This window comes from Marinactinospora thermotolerans DSM 45154, assembly GCF_900167435.1.
GTDB classification, from domain to species: domain Bacteria; phylum Actinomycetota; class Actinomycetes; order Streptosporangiales; family Streptosporangiaceae; genus Marinactinospora; species Marinactinospora thermotolerans.
Genome location: NZ_FUWS01000003.1, coordinates 172,192 through 186,485, shown reverse-complemented (window position 1 = coordinate 186,485; position 14,294 = coordinate 172,192). Strand labels below are relative to the sequence as shown.

Genomic DNA, 14,294 nt, shown 5'->3' with positions numbered 1-14,294 from the left:
ACATATCCTGTGCGGCTCGACAGTCGTTCACGGGGGAATTTACATGTCATTCCGCGTTTCTTCCGAACAATGTCGTGCCCGAATTCGGTCTGTGTCCATAACCAGCCTCGCGCCGACCTTATCGGTCGCGGTGGTGGCCGTTCTCTTCGGACTCCTCCCCGCCGCGCCGGCGCTGGCCGACCGTCACATCGGACCTCCCGTCCACGCCCCTGAGGAAGCTCCCACCGGTGGGACCCCCGTCACCGGTCAGGTCGAGCGGCCCGTGTCCGCGGAGGCGGGAGGACCGGCGCACAGCACGGTCGTCGAGCCGGATGGGGGAGCCCTGAGCCATCCGGGGCAGACGGGGGCCGAACCGCCCGAACGCCCGCTCGGCTTCACCGAATCCACTGAACCGGCACCCGTGGGAGAGGTGGGGGCCGTACCTGCTCCGGACCAGGTCGCCCTGGTCCCGGTGGACCGCCCCGTGGGGACGGTGTTCCCCGATTCCGCCTTCGGCTCGGATCCTTTCCCGCCGCCCGGAGCGGAGCCGGAACCGGAACCCGAGCCGGAACCCGACCTCGGGGCCCAGGCCCTGGAGCACGCGAAGAGCAAGATCGGCACGCCCTACCGTTATGGCGCCACCGGCCCGGACTCCTTCGACTGCTCGGGCCTGGTGCAGTGGGCCTACCAGCAGGTCGGGATCGAGATCGGCCGGACCACCTATGACCAGTACGAAGAGGGGACAGCGGTCTCCCGGACGGATCTCCGTCCGGGAGACCTTGTTTTCTTCTACTCCGGCCCCAGCCACGTCGGAATGTACGCGGGCGACGGGGAAATGATCCACGCTCCGAGTTCCGGAAAGGACGTGCAGATCGTCAGCATGTCCGGGTACTTCGACGACCATTACCAGGGAGCGCGTCGGGTCGTGTGACCCAGGCCGGTGCGAGGGGGCGTCGAATTCGACGCCCCCTGGCCGGAATAGCGTCGAACATCTAACCGAATTCAGCCGAGCTCGCGGGATATCGCGCGCGCGGTGGCGAGAAGGTCGGGAACCAGGTCGACGAGTTCCGTCAAGGGCGCGATGACGCGCAGCGACGTGATGGACAGCGCGGCCACGATGTCACCCGTGCTGTTGCGGACCGGCGCGGCGACGCAGTTGGTGAAGTCCTCGAACTCGCCGTCGTCCACCGCCCAGCCCCGTTCCCGGATGGTCGCCAGTTCGGCGTCCAGCGCCTGGCGGGTGGACAGGGTGTTGGCGGTGTGCGCGGTCAGTTCCACCCCGGAGAGCAGCTCGTCCAGGCGCCCGGCGGGCAGGCAGGACAGGATGGCCTTGCCCACCCCGCTCGCGTGCAGCGAGGCGGGACGGCCGATGCGTGAGTACATGCGCACGCCCTCGGTGCTCTCCAGCTTGTCCACGTAGATGACCTCGTCGCCGATGAGCTGGGCGAGGTGGATGGTGTGTCCGTGGCGGCCGTGGAGCGCGCGCAGGTGGGGGGAGGCCAGGGGGCGCAGGTCGAGCGTCTCCAGGGTCTGCTGGGCGATCGCGATGAGGCGGGTGCCGACGGCGTGCCGGCCGTCTCCCAGGCGCCGGGCGAATCCGCTGGCCTCCAGGGTCTGGAGGAGGCGCAGCGCGGTGGAACGATGCACGCCGAGGATGTCGGCGACCTCGCCGAGGGTGCGGGGGCGCGCCGCCAGGGACTCGATGATCAGGATCGCCCGCTGCACTGTTTGGGACACCTAGACCCCCTCCGTCTCTGTCGCCGAAAGCGCGCAATGCATATAATGCCGCATGTGTTGCGCATATTGCAATGGCATGTGCGCATGATGCGCACCTGAATCCCCGTTCGGGCGAGGGCGGCCGGTGCCCCGCGCCCCGAACCGCGTTCCGCGAACGAGAGGACCCCGCGATGCCCAGCGCAGTTCCCCCGGCCGCGACCTACGACGCGGTCTGCCTCGGCGAGACGATGGCGCTGCTCGCCCCGATCTCCGGAGCGCCCCTCGTCGAACGTCCCGCCCTGGCGATGGAGATCGGCGGGGCCGAATCCAACGTCGCGTGCGGACTGGCCCAGTTCGGCCGGCGGACCGCCTGGCTGAGCCGGGTCGGTGACGACCCGTTCGGACGGATCATCTGCGCCGTGCTCGCCGACCACGGCGTCGACGTCGGAGCGGTCGAGATCGACCCCGACCGTCCCACCGGTCTGTACCTGAAGGACCCCGCGCCCGGCGGCACCCGGGTCCACTACTACCGGCGCGGGTCCGCGGCGTCGGCGATGGGACCGGAACTGGCCGCCTCGCCCCTCCTGCGCGGCGCTCGGCTGGTCCACCTCTCGGGGATCACCCCCGCCCTGTCCAGCGGCTGCGCCGAACTCGTCGAACGCCTCATGGGGGACCGCGACGCCGGCCCCCTTGTGTCGTTCGACGTCAACCACCGTCCGGCGCTGTGGCCGTCGCGCGAGACGGCGGCGTCGGCGCTGCTGGCCCCCGCACGCGCCGCCGACGTCGTCTTCGTCGGCCGGGACGAGGCGCAGCGCCTGTGGGGCACCGCGACGGACGACGACGTGCGCGCGCTGCTGCCGGAGGTGCCCTGCCTCGTCGTCAAGGACGCCGAACACGGCGCCACCTGCTACGTCGGGGACGAGCGCACGTTCGTGCCGGCCCTGAGCGTGGACGTCGTCGAGCCCGTCGGCGCGGGCGACGCCTTTGCCGCGGGGTTCCTGCACGGCCTCCTCGGCGACCTTCCCGTCCGCGACCGGCTGCGGCTCGGGCACATCGCCGCCGCGGTGACGTTGCGCAGCGTCGGCGACGTCGTCACGTTCCCGTCGGCGGAGGTGCGCGCGCGGATGCTCGCCGCGGACGACGGCGAGTGGCCGTACCTGCGGATGCCGGTCCCCCTGGTCTCCGGGGTCGCCGGAACCGACAACGAGTGAGGAAGAGGAAGATGTCGCAGACGTTCGACGAGATCTTCGACGGTCAGCGTGTCATGGCGATCCTGCGGGGGATGCCCCCGCAGGAGACGGTGGAGCTGGCGTCCCGCGCCTGGGACCTCGGCATCGACCTGGTCGAGGTGCCGGTCCAGACGCCCGAGGCGCTGTCGTCGCTGCGGGCGGCCATCGACGCGGGGGCGCAGCGGGGCCGGGCGGTCGGCGCGGGGACGGTGATCACGGTCGAGCAGGTGGCGGCGGTGGCCCAGGCGGGGGCGGCTTTCACCGTCGCTCCGGGGTTCGACCCGGCCGTGCTCGCCGCGTCGGCCGCCGCCGGGCTGCCCCACCTGCCGGGAGTCGCCACTCCAAGCGAGATCCAGCAGGCGTTGCGTCATGGGGCGCGCTGGGTGAAGGCGTTCCCGGCGACCGCGTTGGGGACCGCCTGGTTCTCGGCCATGCGGGGACCGTTCCCGCAGGTCCGGTTCGTGGCGACCGGCGGGCTGGACGCCCGTTCGGCCCCGGCCTACCTCGACGCCGGCGCCCGTGTCGCCGCGGTCGGCTCCGCGCTGTCGGATCCGGCCCAGGTGGAGCTTCTCGCGGACCTCGTCGGGTCGCGGGACTAGCCGGGCCGGACGGCGGGGCCCACACCCCCTCGACATGGGCCCCGCCGCTTCCGTGCTCCCGGGGCGCCCGTGGGAGCCGGTCGGGGGCGGGTCAAGACAGGATGATGGAGTTCGCCGGAAGCGGGGCGTCGAAGGTCATGGGAGCGTCGCCTGATGCGAGTTCCCGCTCGCCGGAGGCGAACAGGGAGAAGCGGGTACCGGCTCCGGCGTCCAAGGCCACCACGCCCCCCTGGGTCGGGTCGAGGGGGGTCCGGCCGACCCGTTCCACGACCTGACGGTGGCCCGAAGCGTAGGTGACGGTCACCGGTCCGCGGCCCGCCCGCGGGGGTACGGCCCCGGCGATGGCGGCGGACATCGTGGCGAGGTGGGAGGGACGGATCGGCACCGGCGTGCTCCTCGGGTTCATGACGCTGTCTTTACTCAAGGTTGTTTACCGCTTACCGAGCGTGAAGAGCGTCAGGTGGACACGGTGTGTCGCCGTTTCGCCGCGCTCTCGTGGCCGGACATGGCCGTCGGCCACATCCGGGAATTCCGGCATGGGCGTTCACCTCCCTCGGGTCCTCTTCCCGCGCCTATCGTTGGAAGGTGATCCCCCCGAACGGACTGTTACGCATCGGTACCCGTACCACCCCCGTGGCGCTCGCCCAGGCCCGCCACGTGCAGGATCTCGTCGTCAAGACCGCGCCGGACATCGTCACCCAGATCGTCGGCGTCGACGTCCCGATCGACCGCCGCGACGGCGGCTTCGCCTCCTCGGGCGGCAAGGACGGCTTCCTCCGCGAGATCGACCGTCGCCTGCTGGAGGGAAGGGTGGACATCGCCGTCCACTCCATGAAGGACGTCCCGGGCGACGTCCCCTTACCCGAGGGAACCACCTTCGGCGCCTACCTGCCACGCGAGGACGTGCGCGACGCGGTCGTGTTCCGCTCGGGATCCCCGTGGCGCTCGCTCGCCGACGTCCCGCAGGGCACCACGGTGGGGGCCTCTTCGGTCCGCCGCGCCGCCCAGCTTCTGCGGCTCCGGCCGGACCTGCGGGTGGAACAGATCCAGGGCGATGTCGCCGCCCGCCTCGACCGCCTGGACGAACAGGACCACTACGCCGCGCTCGTCCTCGCCCGCTCCGGTCTCGAACGCCTCGGCGCGGGCGACCGGATCCGCGAGGTCCTGTCCCACGACGTCATGTGCCCGCCGGTGGGAGCGGGCGTGACCGGACTCCAGTGCAGGGTCGACGACACCACGGTCGTCGACCTCCTCTACCAGATCGACGACGCCGTCACCCGCACGCACGTCACCGCCGAACGGATGCTGCTGCACAACCTACGGGGGCATGGCGGCAGTCCCATCGCCGCTCACTGCCATACGACCCCTGACGGGCGTCTCGCGCTGCGCGGCATGGTCTTCACCCGCGACGGCCGCCACGTGGTCGAGGCGAGCGGCCGGGACGACCCCGACCGGCCGGCCCGGCTCGGGACGACCGTCGCCACCGAGCTGCTGCGCAAGGGTGCCCGCGCCCTCATCGACGCGGCCCCACGCCTGGGCGGGCTTCCCCGCCCGTGGCCGGGACCCGCGCGGGACAGGGCGTTGCGGCATCGCGTAGGGTGGCGGTGAACCGAGACGGGAGGAGGCTGGGCGCGATGGCTCACATCTACGCGCTCTTCCAGGCCCTGTTCTTCGGTTCCGGAATCACCGACCCGTTCTTCGACGGCACCCCGGGCATCGGCTCCTTCGCGCTGTTCGCCGTCACCGCGGTGGGCGTGGCGCTGGTCTGGGTCGTCGCCCGGGGGTGCGCCTCCTGGCCGTTCTCCCACCTCGACGTGCAGGTCCAGTCCTGGGCCGCGCGGCTGCGGGCCGGCCGTGCCACGACGATCCCCTCACGCGATCCCGATGCCCCGGGGAAGACCCGGCCACGGGCCCCCGGCGCGGCCCCGGTGGCCGCGTAACCCGGGTTTTCCGCGCCGCGCGGTCACCCCGTCTGCGTCCGATCCGACCAGCCGAGGGGCCTGTTCCGCATGTACTCCATTCCTCCGATCGCGGCCGCGATCGGTTTCGCCGCGATTCTTCTCACCACTCTCACCGGTGTCCTCACCCCCGTCTTCGGGGCGGCTGCGGCCGGTGCCGCCGTCATCTGCCTGACCATCCTCGTCCGCCTTCTCGTCCTTCCCCTGGGCTACCTCCAGGTGCGGGCGGAGAAGACCCGTGAGCGTCTCGCGCCCAAGGTGCGGGCACTTCAGGCGCGCCACGGCAGTGATCCGGAGCGGCTCAGCACCGAGATGATGCGGCTGTACACGGAGGAGAAGACCTCTCCCCTCGCCGGTTGCCTGCCGATGCTGGCCCAGACGCCGGTCTTCATCGTGCTGTACGGCCTGTTCATCGTTCCCGAGGTCGGCGGGAGGCCCAACGAGCTGTTGGCGCGCACCTTCGGAGGCGTGCCGCTCGGCGCGCTTCCGGGCGAGGTCCTCGCCGCGGGTGGGAGCGGGCTGTGGGTGTTCGGGGTGGTGGCCCTGGTGATCGCGGCCGGCGCGTGGGCGTCACGGCAGTGGCTGACCCTGCCGGCGATGCGCCGCGCCGAACAGTCCGGGCAGGAGCAGCTGCCCGGGATGTCCGTCATGACCTACCTGCCGTTTATAACGGTTGTGGTGACCATGTTCGTCCCACTGGCGGCCGGGCTCTACCTCGCGGCCACCACGGTGTGGACCGTTGCCGAGCGGCTGGTGCTGCGCCGGCTCGTGCGCGTGTGAGGCGGCCGCTCCCGGTGTGCGGGAGCGGCCGCCTCGGGGACTCCTACAACGGGACGTTGATGCAGGCGAGGCGGTCGCCGGCCTGGCCGGCGTGGCCGGGTTCGGTGTGGGTGTGCTCGGCGTGGATGACGATCGAGTTGGCCTCGCCCTGGCGGGGCACCCAGTCCACACTGGCCGAAGCGTCGGCGGAGCCGTCGGCGTCGGTGGTGAAGTCGAGCCAGATCTCGTTGTCGGGGTTGGCGTACTTGGGGTCGGTGGAGGGCTGTTGGGGGTCCTCCTCGTTCTGGTAGTGCGGTCCGGAGTCGTCGGGGGCGGCCCCGCAGGGTTTGGTGTGTACGTGGGCGCCGTAGTCGCGGTCGGGCTGTAGCCCGGAGATCCCCATGGTGACGATGGTGGGGGGAGCCCCCTTGGAGGTCACGGAGACGTTCACCGAGGCCCCTTCGGGGACCGCCTCGGGGTCGTAGGTGACGGCGGTCGCGTCCTCGCTGTAGCTCTGGAAGTCCCCGGTGACCGCCCCGGGTTCCGTGGTGCGCCGGTCGGTGGGGGTGGGGTCGGGAGGGGCGCCGGCGTCGCGCGGCGCCTCCTCCATCTGGCATCCGGACAGCAGCAGCGCGGTCAGGGCCGCCAGGCCCAGGGCGGTGGATGTGCTCCGCACGACGGTAACCCCCAGAGGATTCGGATTCGTCGAGACCGGGGACCGCTACCCGGATAATCCGCGCGATCACGTCCGGTTCCCGCAAGGGACGGTGGCGTCCAGAGGGCGCCCAGGGCGCCGGGCGGCCTAGAAGGGGACGTTGACGCAGGCGAGGCGGTCGCCGGCCTGGCCGGCGTGGCCGGGTTCGGTATGGGTGTGCTCGGCGTGGATGACGATCGAGTTGGCCTCGCCCTGGCGGGGCACCCAGTCGACCTCGGTGTCGACCTCGGCGGAGCCGTCGGCGTCGGTGGTGAAGTCGAGCCAGACCTCGTTGTCGGGGTTGGCGTACTTGGGGTCGGTGGAGGGCTGCTGGGGGTCCTCCTCGTTCTGGTAGTGCGGTCCGGAGTCGTCGGGGGCGGCCCCGCAGGGTTTGGTGTGCACGTGGGCGCCGTAGTCGCGGTCGGGCTGCAGCCCGGAGACCCGCAGGGTGAACGCCGTGCCGCCGTCCTCGGCCTCCGTGTTCACCTCCACCCGGGAGCCCGCGGGCACGGCCTCCTCGTCGTAGGTCACGGCCGCGGCCCCGGCGGAGTAGGCCTCGAACGTCTCCGAGATCGACGTGGGCCGCGGGCTCGCCGCGGTGGTCTGCTGTGCCGTGGGCTGTCCCGGGGACTGTCCGGTGGCCTGTGGCGTGTTGGTCGTCTCGCGGGTCGGCTCCTGTTCTCCTCCGCCGCAGCCGGACAGGAGCAGGGAGGACAGGGCCAGGCTGATCACAGCGGGGCTTGTGCGCATGCGAGGACTCCAAGACGGGTCGGGAGCGGACCTACGACCGTTACGCTACCGAAAGTAGTCGCTCGCGCACGCGCAGGCGCGGCGGGTCATGCGCGCGGGGCCGCCGAGGGGGCCGGCATCGGGTCCCGGAAGGAGAACGCGGCGGGGGACGCGCCGCGTTCGCGGAACAGGGCGAGGCGGTCGCGTGCCTCCTCGACGTCGGGAACGTGGCCCGCGGGCACCCACCACAGCACGAGGAAGGCCTCGCGCATGCGGGTGAACCACTCGCGTCGGCGGCGCATCGCCTCCAGGTGGTCGCTGCGGTAGGTGAAGTTCCACAGCGCCTCGTAGGTCTCCCAGACCGACAGGTTGACCAGGATCTCCTCGCCGAAGACGCGTACTCCCGTGGCGTCGTCGGCGCCCTCTCCGCGCAGGCGCCAGACGAAGCCGGGGCTGGTGTCGGCGAGGGCGTTGATCGGATCGAGGAGGGCGACGAAGCCGGCCATGGCGGGGGAGTCGAGAGGGGCGCGGAGCAGTCCGATGTTGAGTTGCGCCAGATGGTGGTCGCTCATGGCTCATGAGCAGACCACAGGGCCGGCTTCTAAGTCAATCTTTATTGTTTTTAGAGATGTGGACACAACACCACCCGGGAGCCGGCCGCATCGACGCCGTGACGTCGTCCGCGCCCGCCCCCGAGAGCAGTCCCCGGAGCAGTTCGAGGTTCATCCCACAGGCCAGGGGAGGGAAGGCCGCGGCGAGGGAGTGGAACGGGCAGTTGCGCAGCCGCAGCCCGGGCCCCTCCATGACCGGCTCGTACCCCTCCTCCTCCAGGCGCGCGCGCAGCTCGCCCAGATCGGGGGAGGCGGGGCCGTGCCCGCGGTCGGCCAGCGCCGCGCCCCTGCGCGCCCCTTCGGCGCGGGCGGCCGCGTACAGGGCCTCCTCGGCCCCGTGCCGCTCCACCGCCTCGGCGAGGAGGTGCGCGGCCGTCTCGTAGTCGCGCGGCGGCAGCCGCACCGCGTGCTCGCGCGCGGACCTGCGGTACAACTTGGCGGGACGGCCCGAACCCGGCCCCTCGCGGCCCGACACCTTGCGCCGCGTCACCTCCAGCAGGCCCACCTCGACGAGCTTGTCCAGGTGGAAGGCGACCAGGTTGCGCTGCGCGCCGGTCGCCTCGGCCGCCTCGGCCCGGCTCACCTCCCCGCCGTGCTCGACCACGTAGCGGTACAACCGGCGGCGCAGCGGCTCGCTCAGCGCGCCGACGGCCTCGATACCCGAATCGGTCATGCCCCCATTGTGGGCCGGATCCCCGGTTCGACGTGGAGGGGCGGGTAACGCCAGAACGGCCGGCGGCGTGGACGGGGGCGGGGAGGCGGTGGGCCGCCACGCGGACCGCGCCCGGGCCCGTGGCGGGGCCGAAAGCCCCATCGAGGCGCCGCGACCACGCTCGCGGTGCGCTCCTCCCGCCGGTACGGACCGAGGGACACCGGGAGGACCGTCCAGGGCCGGGACGCCGTAACGGGTGGACCGTCTCCTCGGAGGGTGTGGGCGGAGGGCGGCGATGACCGGGACACCGGCGCCGGCCTCTGGTCCGGCACCGGCGCCCGGCGGAGCGGGCGAAGCGTCCGGCCCCGTGGCCGACGTCAAGAGCCGGCCGGTGGCACCCGCCACGATAAAGAGCGGGCACCGCGGCCCCAAGGGGAGGTCCGCTCCCGTCCACGCCCGCGGGGTCCGCCGGTGCGATGGTGTCGGTGTCCGGATCGCAGCGGACAGGGGAGGGGCGTCCCACCGCCGCGCGGTGGGACGCCCCGGGAAGCCGAATCGCCGGGGGAGGTCAGCCGACCTGTTTCTTGGCCTCAAGGGCCTCCATGGCGATGATGGCGGCGGCGACGGTGCGGTGGACCGGAACCTGGCGGTGCAGACCGACGAGCCGGATCACCTTGGTGACGCGCTCGTTCGGCGCGGCAAGTGCCAGACTGCCGTCGCGCTCGTTGACGGCGCGGTAGGCGCTGATGACGGCGTTGAGGCCGCTGGAATCCATGAAGTCCAACGCGGACAGATCAAGGATCAGCCAGGGCCCGTGCGTCTGGATGGCGGACAGGACATGCTCTTGGAGGTCGCCAGCGGTCGCGATGTCGAGTTCGCCCTCGACCCGTACGATCACGCTGTGGTTCTCGACCCGGGTGCTCAGCCCAAGCCTGTGCACGTTCACTCCTCCCGGCCCCACGTCAATCGAGGGGTCCCCTTGATAACCATAAGGCAGTGGTGGAATCCGGCCGGTGCGCCGTCTGGGTGCTCGACCCACCGTCGCACGGGAACCTGAGACCCACCTGGGTGGGGCGGCCACGGCCGTGCGGGTTCCGGATCCACTGGGTCCCGTAAGGCTCTGGGCACACACGGTATTAGGCGAAGGGGGCCTCGGGAATGCAGAAGCGGCAGATATTTTTTCCCACGTGAGGTGATTGCGCCTGATAACCGGATGTGGTCGGTTCCCGACAGGGTAACGAATCGGCCGAATGTGGAGTTTCCGCCTCCGGCGAGCTGTCCCATTGCTCCGGAGGTGGAGGGCTCCATCCCACATGGTGGAGGGAGGCGGTACCCGGCGCGGGGGGTACGTCGGGTCTGGTGTCGGGGGAGCGGGTCGGGAAGTCCAGCTCCGCTGCGTGTCCTGGAAACGGTCATCCTTATTCGAATGATTAGTGCGGCTACAACGGGACCGGCCTCCCGGCCCCACCATGGGGGTTCGTGGCGGGGGATCGCCTAGGCCGCGAGCGCCCCATAGTGGCGCTGCAACAGCCGGGCCATCGTCGCGTCCAGATCGGACAGGCCGGTATAGCCAGGGCGGGCGATCGCGGCGGCCTCGTCGTCCCCCGTGGGGTCGGCCTCGATCAGCCCGGCCACGGTCCGGCGGAGCTCGGCCAGACGCTCGCCGGCGGACACGGGATCGTAGGCGAGCGCTCGCTCGGCCGCGCCCAGCGCGTGGTACAGCGCGTGCAGCTCGGTGCGCGTGGTCTCGTCCGCGGCGGCGTTCCAGATGGCGTCGAGGGTCGTTCGGGTCTTGCGGAATCCCGCGGGAACGGTCCGCCGCGCCTGACGGAACCGGAAGTCCTGGACGCGACGCGCGCGGTCGCGCACGGAGGGCTGGCGAGAGGGGGAGAGAACCTGCTCTTTGCGGGGCATCGTGACTTCCTTCTCGACGTTGCGGTGAAGGGGGGATGATCCCGGCCCGTCACCTCTCGCGGCCGGACGGGGACCGCGAGAGTGTTTCGGGGTCGCGGATGAACCAGCTTCCCGGCCGCGTCGAACTCAAACCGAAAGCCGTCGAGATCTCCGTCAAAACAGGTTCTGACCTGCAAAAACATCGGGTGGTGTCAAGAGTTCGCCCCGGCCCGGTCCTCCCACGCCCTAGGCGGCCGGGCCGTCCGCGCCGAGGACCGCGATCAGCCGCTCGGCCGCCAACGTGGCGGTGAGGTCGCCCGCGCGGACCCCCTCCTCCAGGCGGGGGGCGAGCTCGCGCACCCCCGGATGGCGCAGCAGGCGGTCCATCATCCGGTCGCGGACCTGGGCCCACATCCACTCGACCTGCTGGCGGCTGCGGCGCTCCGCCAGCTCCCCGGTCCCCTCCAGCGCGGCCCGATGGGCCAGGACCGCCTCCCACACCTCGTCCAGACCGTCCCCGGTCAGACCGCTGCACGTCAGGACGCGAGGGGTCCAGGAGGGGCTGACCGGCCGCAGCAGCCGCAACGCCCGCGCCAACTCGCGCGCCGCCTTGCGGGCGTCCGCCGCGTAGGGACCGTCGGCCTTGTTCACCGCGACCACGTCCACCAGCTCCAGCACGCCCTTCTTGATCCCCTGGAGCTGGTCGCCGGTGCGGGCCAACGTGAGGAAGAGGAAGCAGTCGACCATGCCGGCGACCGTGACCTCCGACTGCCCGACCCCCACGGTCTCGACCAGCACCACGTCGAAGCCGGCCGCCTCCATCAGGACCATGGTCTCGCGCGTGGCGCGCGCGACGCCGCCCAGCGTCCCCGACGTGGGGGAGGGGCGGACGAACGCCGCGGGGTCCACCGACAGCCGTTCCATCCGCGTCTTGTCCCCGAGGATGCTGCCGCCGCTGCGTGTGGACGAGGGGTCGACGGCCAGCACCGCCACCCGATGCCCCCGGCCGGTGAGGTGGCTGCCGAGCGCGTCGATGAACGTCGACTTGCCGACACCGGGCACCCCGGTCACCCCGACGCGGTGCGCCCGGCCGCTATGGGGGAGCAACCGGACCAGCATCTGCTGGGCCAGCTCGGCGTGGTCGGGCCGGCGTGATTCGACCAACGTGATCGCGCGGGCCAGGGTCGGTCGGTGACCGGCGAGAACGCCGTCGACGTAGCCGTCGATGTCGATGGTGCGGGGCATCCGGATCCAGGTGTCGAAGGTCGTCAGGAGGCGTGGCCGAGCCGTTCGGCCAGCCGGTCCAGCAGTTCCAGCGCGGACTCGGAGATGACCGTGCCCGGCGGGAAGATCGCCGCCGCCCCCGCCTCGTACAGCGCGGCGAAGTCGGCGGGCGGGATGACCCCGCCGACCACGATCATGATGTCGTCACGGCCCAGGTCGGCCAGTTCCCGGCGCAGCGCCGGAACGAGCGTCAGATGGCCGGCCGCCAGCGACGACACCCCGACCACGTGCACGTCGGCCTCGGCGGCCTGCGCCGCGACCTCGGCCGGGGTCTGGAACAGCGGGCCCACGTCCACGTCGAAGCCGAGGTCGGCGAACGCGGTGGCGATGACCTTCTGTCCACGGTCGTGGCCGTCCTGGCCCATCTTGGCGACGAGGATGCGCGGACGGCGCCCCTCGTCCTCCTCGAACCGGGCCACCCGTTCGATCACGGAGTCCATGGTGGCGGAGTCCGTCCCCGCCTCGTCGCGGTACACCCCTGAGATGGTACGGATCCGGCCCGCGTGGCGCCCGAAGACCTTCTCGATCGCCTCGGAGATCTCTCCGACGGTGGCCTTGGCCCGGGCCGCGTCCACCGCGGCGGCGAGCAGATTGTGCTCCAGGGTCGCGCCGTCGGAGGAGGCCGCCGCGGCCGCGGTCAGGCGCTCCAGCGCGGCGCGCGTCGCCTCGGGGTCGCGTTCGGCGCGCAGCCGGCGCAGCTTCTCCAGCTGTTCCGCGCGCACCCGGGAGTTGTCGACCTTGAGGACCTCGATCTCGTCGGCCTCGGCGGGGCGGTACTTGTTCACGCCGATCACCGGCTGGCGGCCGGAGTCGATGCGGGCCTGGGTGCGCGCCGCGGCCTCCTCGATCCGCATCTTGGGGATGCCGGCGTCGATGGCCCGCGCCATGCCCCCGGCCTCCTCCACCTCGCGGATGTGCGCCCGGGCCCGGGCGACCAGTTCGGCCGTGAGCCGTTCGACGTAGGCGCTGCCGCCCCAGGGGTCGATGACCCGGGTGGTCCCCGACTCCTGTTGGAGGAGCAGCTGGGTGTTGCGCGCGATGCGCGCGGAGAAGTCCGTGGGCAGGGCCAGCGCCTCGTCCAGCGCGTTGGTGTGCAACGACTGGGTGTGGCCCTGGGTCGCGGCCATCGCCTCCACACAGGTGCGCACCACGTTGTTGAACACGTCCTGGGCGGTCAGCGACCAGCCCGAGGTCTGCGAGTGCGTGCGCAGACTCAGCGACTTGGGGTTGTCGGGGCCGAAGTCCGAGACGAGTTCGGCCCACAACAGCCGCGCCGCCCGCAGCTTGGCCACCTCCATGAAGAAGTTCATGCCGATGGCCCAGAAGAAGGAGAGACGCGGCGCGAAGGAGTCGACGGCCAGCCCGGCGTCGATGCCGGCCCGGATGTACTCGATGCCGTCGGCCAGCGTGTAGGCCAGCTCCAGGTCGGCGGTGGCCCCCGCCTCCTGCATGTGGTAGCCGGAGATGGAGATGGAGTTGAACCGCGGCATCCGCCGCGAGGTGTAGGCGAAGATGTCGGAGATGATCCGCATCGACGGCTGCGGCGGATAGATGTAGGTGTTGCGGACCATGAACTCCTTGAGGATGTCGTTCTGGATGGTCCCCGACAGCTTCTCCGGCGCGACCCCCTGCTCCTCCGCGGCCACGATGTACAGCGCCATCACCGGCAGCACCGCGCCGTTCATCGTCATCGACACGCTCATGCGGTCCAGCGGGATGCCGTCGAACAGCTGCCGCATGTCCAGGATGGAGTCGATCGCGACGCCGGCCATGCCCACGTCGCCGGTCACCCGCGGATGGTCGGAGTCGTAACCGCGGTGGGTGGCCAGGTCGAAGGCGACGGACAGCCCTTTCTGGCCCGCCGCGAGGTTGCGGCGGTAGAAGGCGTTGGACTCCTCGGCCGTGGAGAACCCGGCGTACTGGCGGATCGTCCAGGGCTGGTTGACGTACATCGTCGGATAGGGACCGCGCAGGAAGGGGGCGATCCCCGGATAGGAGCGGACGAAGTCCAGGTCGGCGCGGTCGTCGGGGACGTAGAGCGGTTTGACACCGATGCCCTCGGGTGTCTCCCACACCAGGGCGTCGGGCCCCTTGCCGGTGGCGGCGAGGAGTTCCGCGCGCCACCGCTCCCCGTCACCGGAGCCGGCCGCGGGCGTGCCCGGGGCGACGGTGCTGAAGTCGGGGATCACCG

General features: G+C 71.6%; 16 protein-coding genes. 6 read left to right on the top strand and 10 right to left on the bottom strand.

Features of this window, described 5'->3' with window-relative positions; all coding sequences use genetic code 11:
- Window positions 1-91 precede the first annotated feature (91 nt).
- On the top strand, window positions 92-910 hold the full coding sequence (locus B5D66_RS24940) for a C40 family peptidase (RefSeq protein WP_235000806.1): 819 nt from the start codon (window positions 92-94) through the stop codon (window positions 908-910).
- Window positions 911-981: 71 nt separating this feature from the next.
- On the opposite strand, the gene B5D66_RS06415 is transcribed toward B5D66_RS24940, so the two are convergent.
- A complete protein-coding gene (locus tag B5D66_RS06415; protein WP_078760712.1) occupies window positions 982-1,716 on the bottom strand; it encodes an IclR family transcriptional regulator in 735 nt (244 codons plus the stop codon).
- A 170-nt stretch (window positions 1,717-1,886) separates the two neighbouring features.
- On the opposite strand from B5D66_RS06415, the gene B5D66_RS06410 reads away from it, so the two are divergent.
- Together B5D66_RS06410 and B5D66_RS06405 are read left to right on the top strand one after the other, a co-directional pair.
- Window positions 1,887-2,906 (top strand): sugar kinase, encoded by a 1,020-nt coding sequence (locus B5D66_RS06410; RefSeq protein WP_078760711.1) that lies wholly within the window; start codon window positions 1,887-1,889, stop codon window positions 2,904-2,906.
- 11 nt (window positions 2,907-2,917) lie between these two features.
- The gene (locus B5D66_RS06405) at window positions 2,918-3,523 is read left to right on the top strand and encodes a bifunctional 4-hydroxy-2-oxoglutarate aldolase/2-dehydro-3-deoxy-phosphogluconate aldolase (protein ID WP_078760710.1); all 606 of its coding nucleotides are present in this window, start codon (window positions 2,918-2,920) and stop codon (window positions 3,521-3,523) included.
- Window positions 3,524-3,614: 91 nt separating this feature from the next.
- Here the strand turns inward: B5D66_RS06405 and B5D66_RS06400 are convergent, their stop codons facing one another.
- Window positions 3,615-3,908 (bottom strand): hypothetical protein, encoded by a 294-nt coding sequence (locus B5D66_RS06400; protein ID WP_078760709.1) that lies wholly within the window; start codon window positions 3,906-3,908, stop codon window positions 3,615-3,617.
- A gap of 200 nt (window positions 3,909-4,108) precedes the next feature.
- Between B5D66_RS06400 and hemC the strand changes: the two genes are divergently transcribed.
- The 3 genes from hemC (at window position 4,109) to B5D66_RS06385 (ending at window position 6,261) form a co-directional block, all read left to right on the top strand.
- Window positions 4,109-5,131: a hydroxymethylbilane synthase gene (hemC, locus tag B5D66_RS06395; protein ID WP_078760708.1), complete on the top strand. Its 1,023-nt coding sequence runs from the start codon at window positions 4,109-4,111 to the stop codon at window positions 5,129-5,131.
- A gap of 26 nt (window positions 5,132-5,157) precedes the next feature.
- Window positions 5,158-5,463: a DUF6412 domain-containing protein gene (locus B5D66_RS06390; protein ID WP_078760707.1), complete on the top strand. Its 306-nt coding sequence runs from the start codon at window positions 5,158-5,160 to the stop codon at window positions 5,461-5,463.
- 69 nt (window positions 5,464-5,532) lie between these two features.
- Entirely contained in the window at window positions 5,533-6,261 is a 729-nt protein-coding gene (locus B5D66_RS06385; RefSeq protein ID WP_144389995.1) for a YidC/Oxa1 family membrane protein insertase, read from the top strand.
- A gap of 43 nt (window positions 6,262-6,304) precedes the next feature.
- Here the strand turns inward: B5D66_RS06385 and B5D66_RS06380 are convergent, their stop codons facing one another.
- The 8 genes from B5D66_RS06380 to scpA all read right to left on the bottom strand — a co-directional run bounded on the left by B5D66_RS06380 (window position 6,305) and on the right by scpA (window position 14,292).
- On the bottom strand, window positions 6,305-6,916 hold the full coding sequence (locus tag B5D66_RS06380) for a superoxide dismutase family protein (RefSeq protein ID WP_078760705.1): 612 nt from the start codon (window positions 6,914-6,916) through the stop codon (window positions 6,305-6,307).
- A gap of 126 nt (window positions 6,917-7,042) precedes the next feature.
- A complete protein-coding gene (locus B5D66_RS06375) occupies window positions 7,043-7,684 on the bottom strand; it encodes a superoxide dismutase family protein (RefSeq protein WP_078760704.1) in 642 nt (213 codons plus the stop codon).
- A gap of 86 nt (window positions 7,685-7,770) precedes the next feature.
- The gene (locus B5D66_RS06370) at window positions 7,771-8,235 is read right to left on the bottom strand and encodes a DUF3291 domain-containing protein (RefSeq protein ID WP_078760703.1); all 465 of its coding nucleotides are present in this window, start codon (window positions 8,233-8,235) and stop codon (window positions 7,771-7,773) included.
- A 34-nt stretch (window positions 8,236-8,269) separates the two neighbouring features.
- Window positions 8,270-8,947 carry a helix-turn-helix transcriptional regulator gene (locus B5D66_RS06365; RefSeq protein ID WP_078760702.1) on the bottom strand — a complete coding sequence of 226 codons (678 nt, stop codon included), beginning with the start codon at window positions 8,945-8,947 and terminating at the stop codon, window positions 8,270-8,272.
- Between the two features lie 547 nt (window positions 8,948-9,494).
- A complete protein-coding gene (locus B5D66_RS06360) occupies window positions 9,495-9,866 on the bottom strand; it encodes an STAS domain-containing protein (RefSeq protein WP_078760701.1) in 372 nt (123 codons plus the stop codon).
- Between the two features lie 554 nt (window positions 9,867-10,420).
- Window positions 10,421-10,840 carry a hypothetical protein gene (locus tag B5D66_RS06355; RefSeq protein WP_078760700.1) on the bottom strand — a complete coding sequence of 140 codons (420 nt, stop codon included), beginning with the start codon at window positions 10,838-10,840 and terminating at the stop codon, window positions 10,421-10,423.
- 225 nt (window positions 10,841-11,065) lie between these two features.
- Window positions 11,066-12,064 (bottom strand): methylmalonyl Co-A mutase-associated GTPase MeaB, encoded by a 999-nt coding sequence (meaB, locus tag B5D66_RS06350; protein ID WP_078760699.1) that lies wholly within the window; start codon window positions 12,062-12,064, stop codon window positions 11,066-11,068.
- Window positions 12,065-12,087: 23 nt separating this feature from the next.
- Entirely contained in the window at window positions 12,088-14,292 is a 2,205-nt protein-coding gene (gene scpA / locus B5D66_RS06345) for a methylmalonyl-CoA mutase (protein ID WP_078760950.1), read from the bottom strand.
- Window positions 14,293-14,294: the final 2 nt, after the last annotated feature.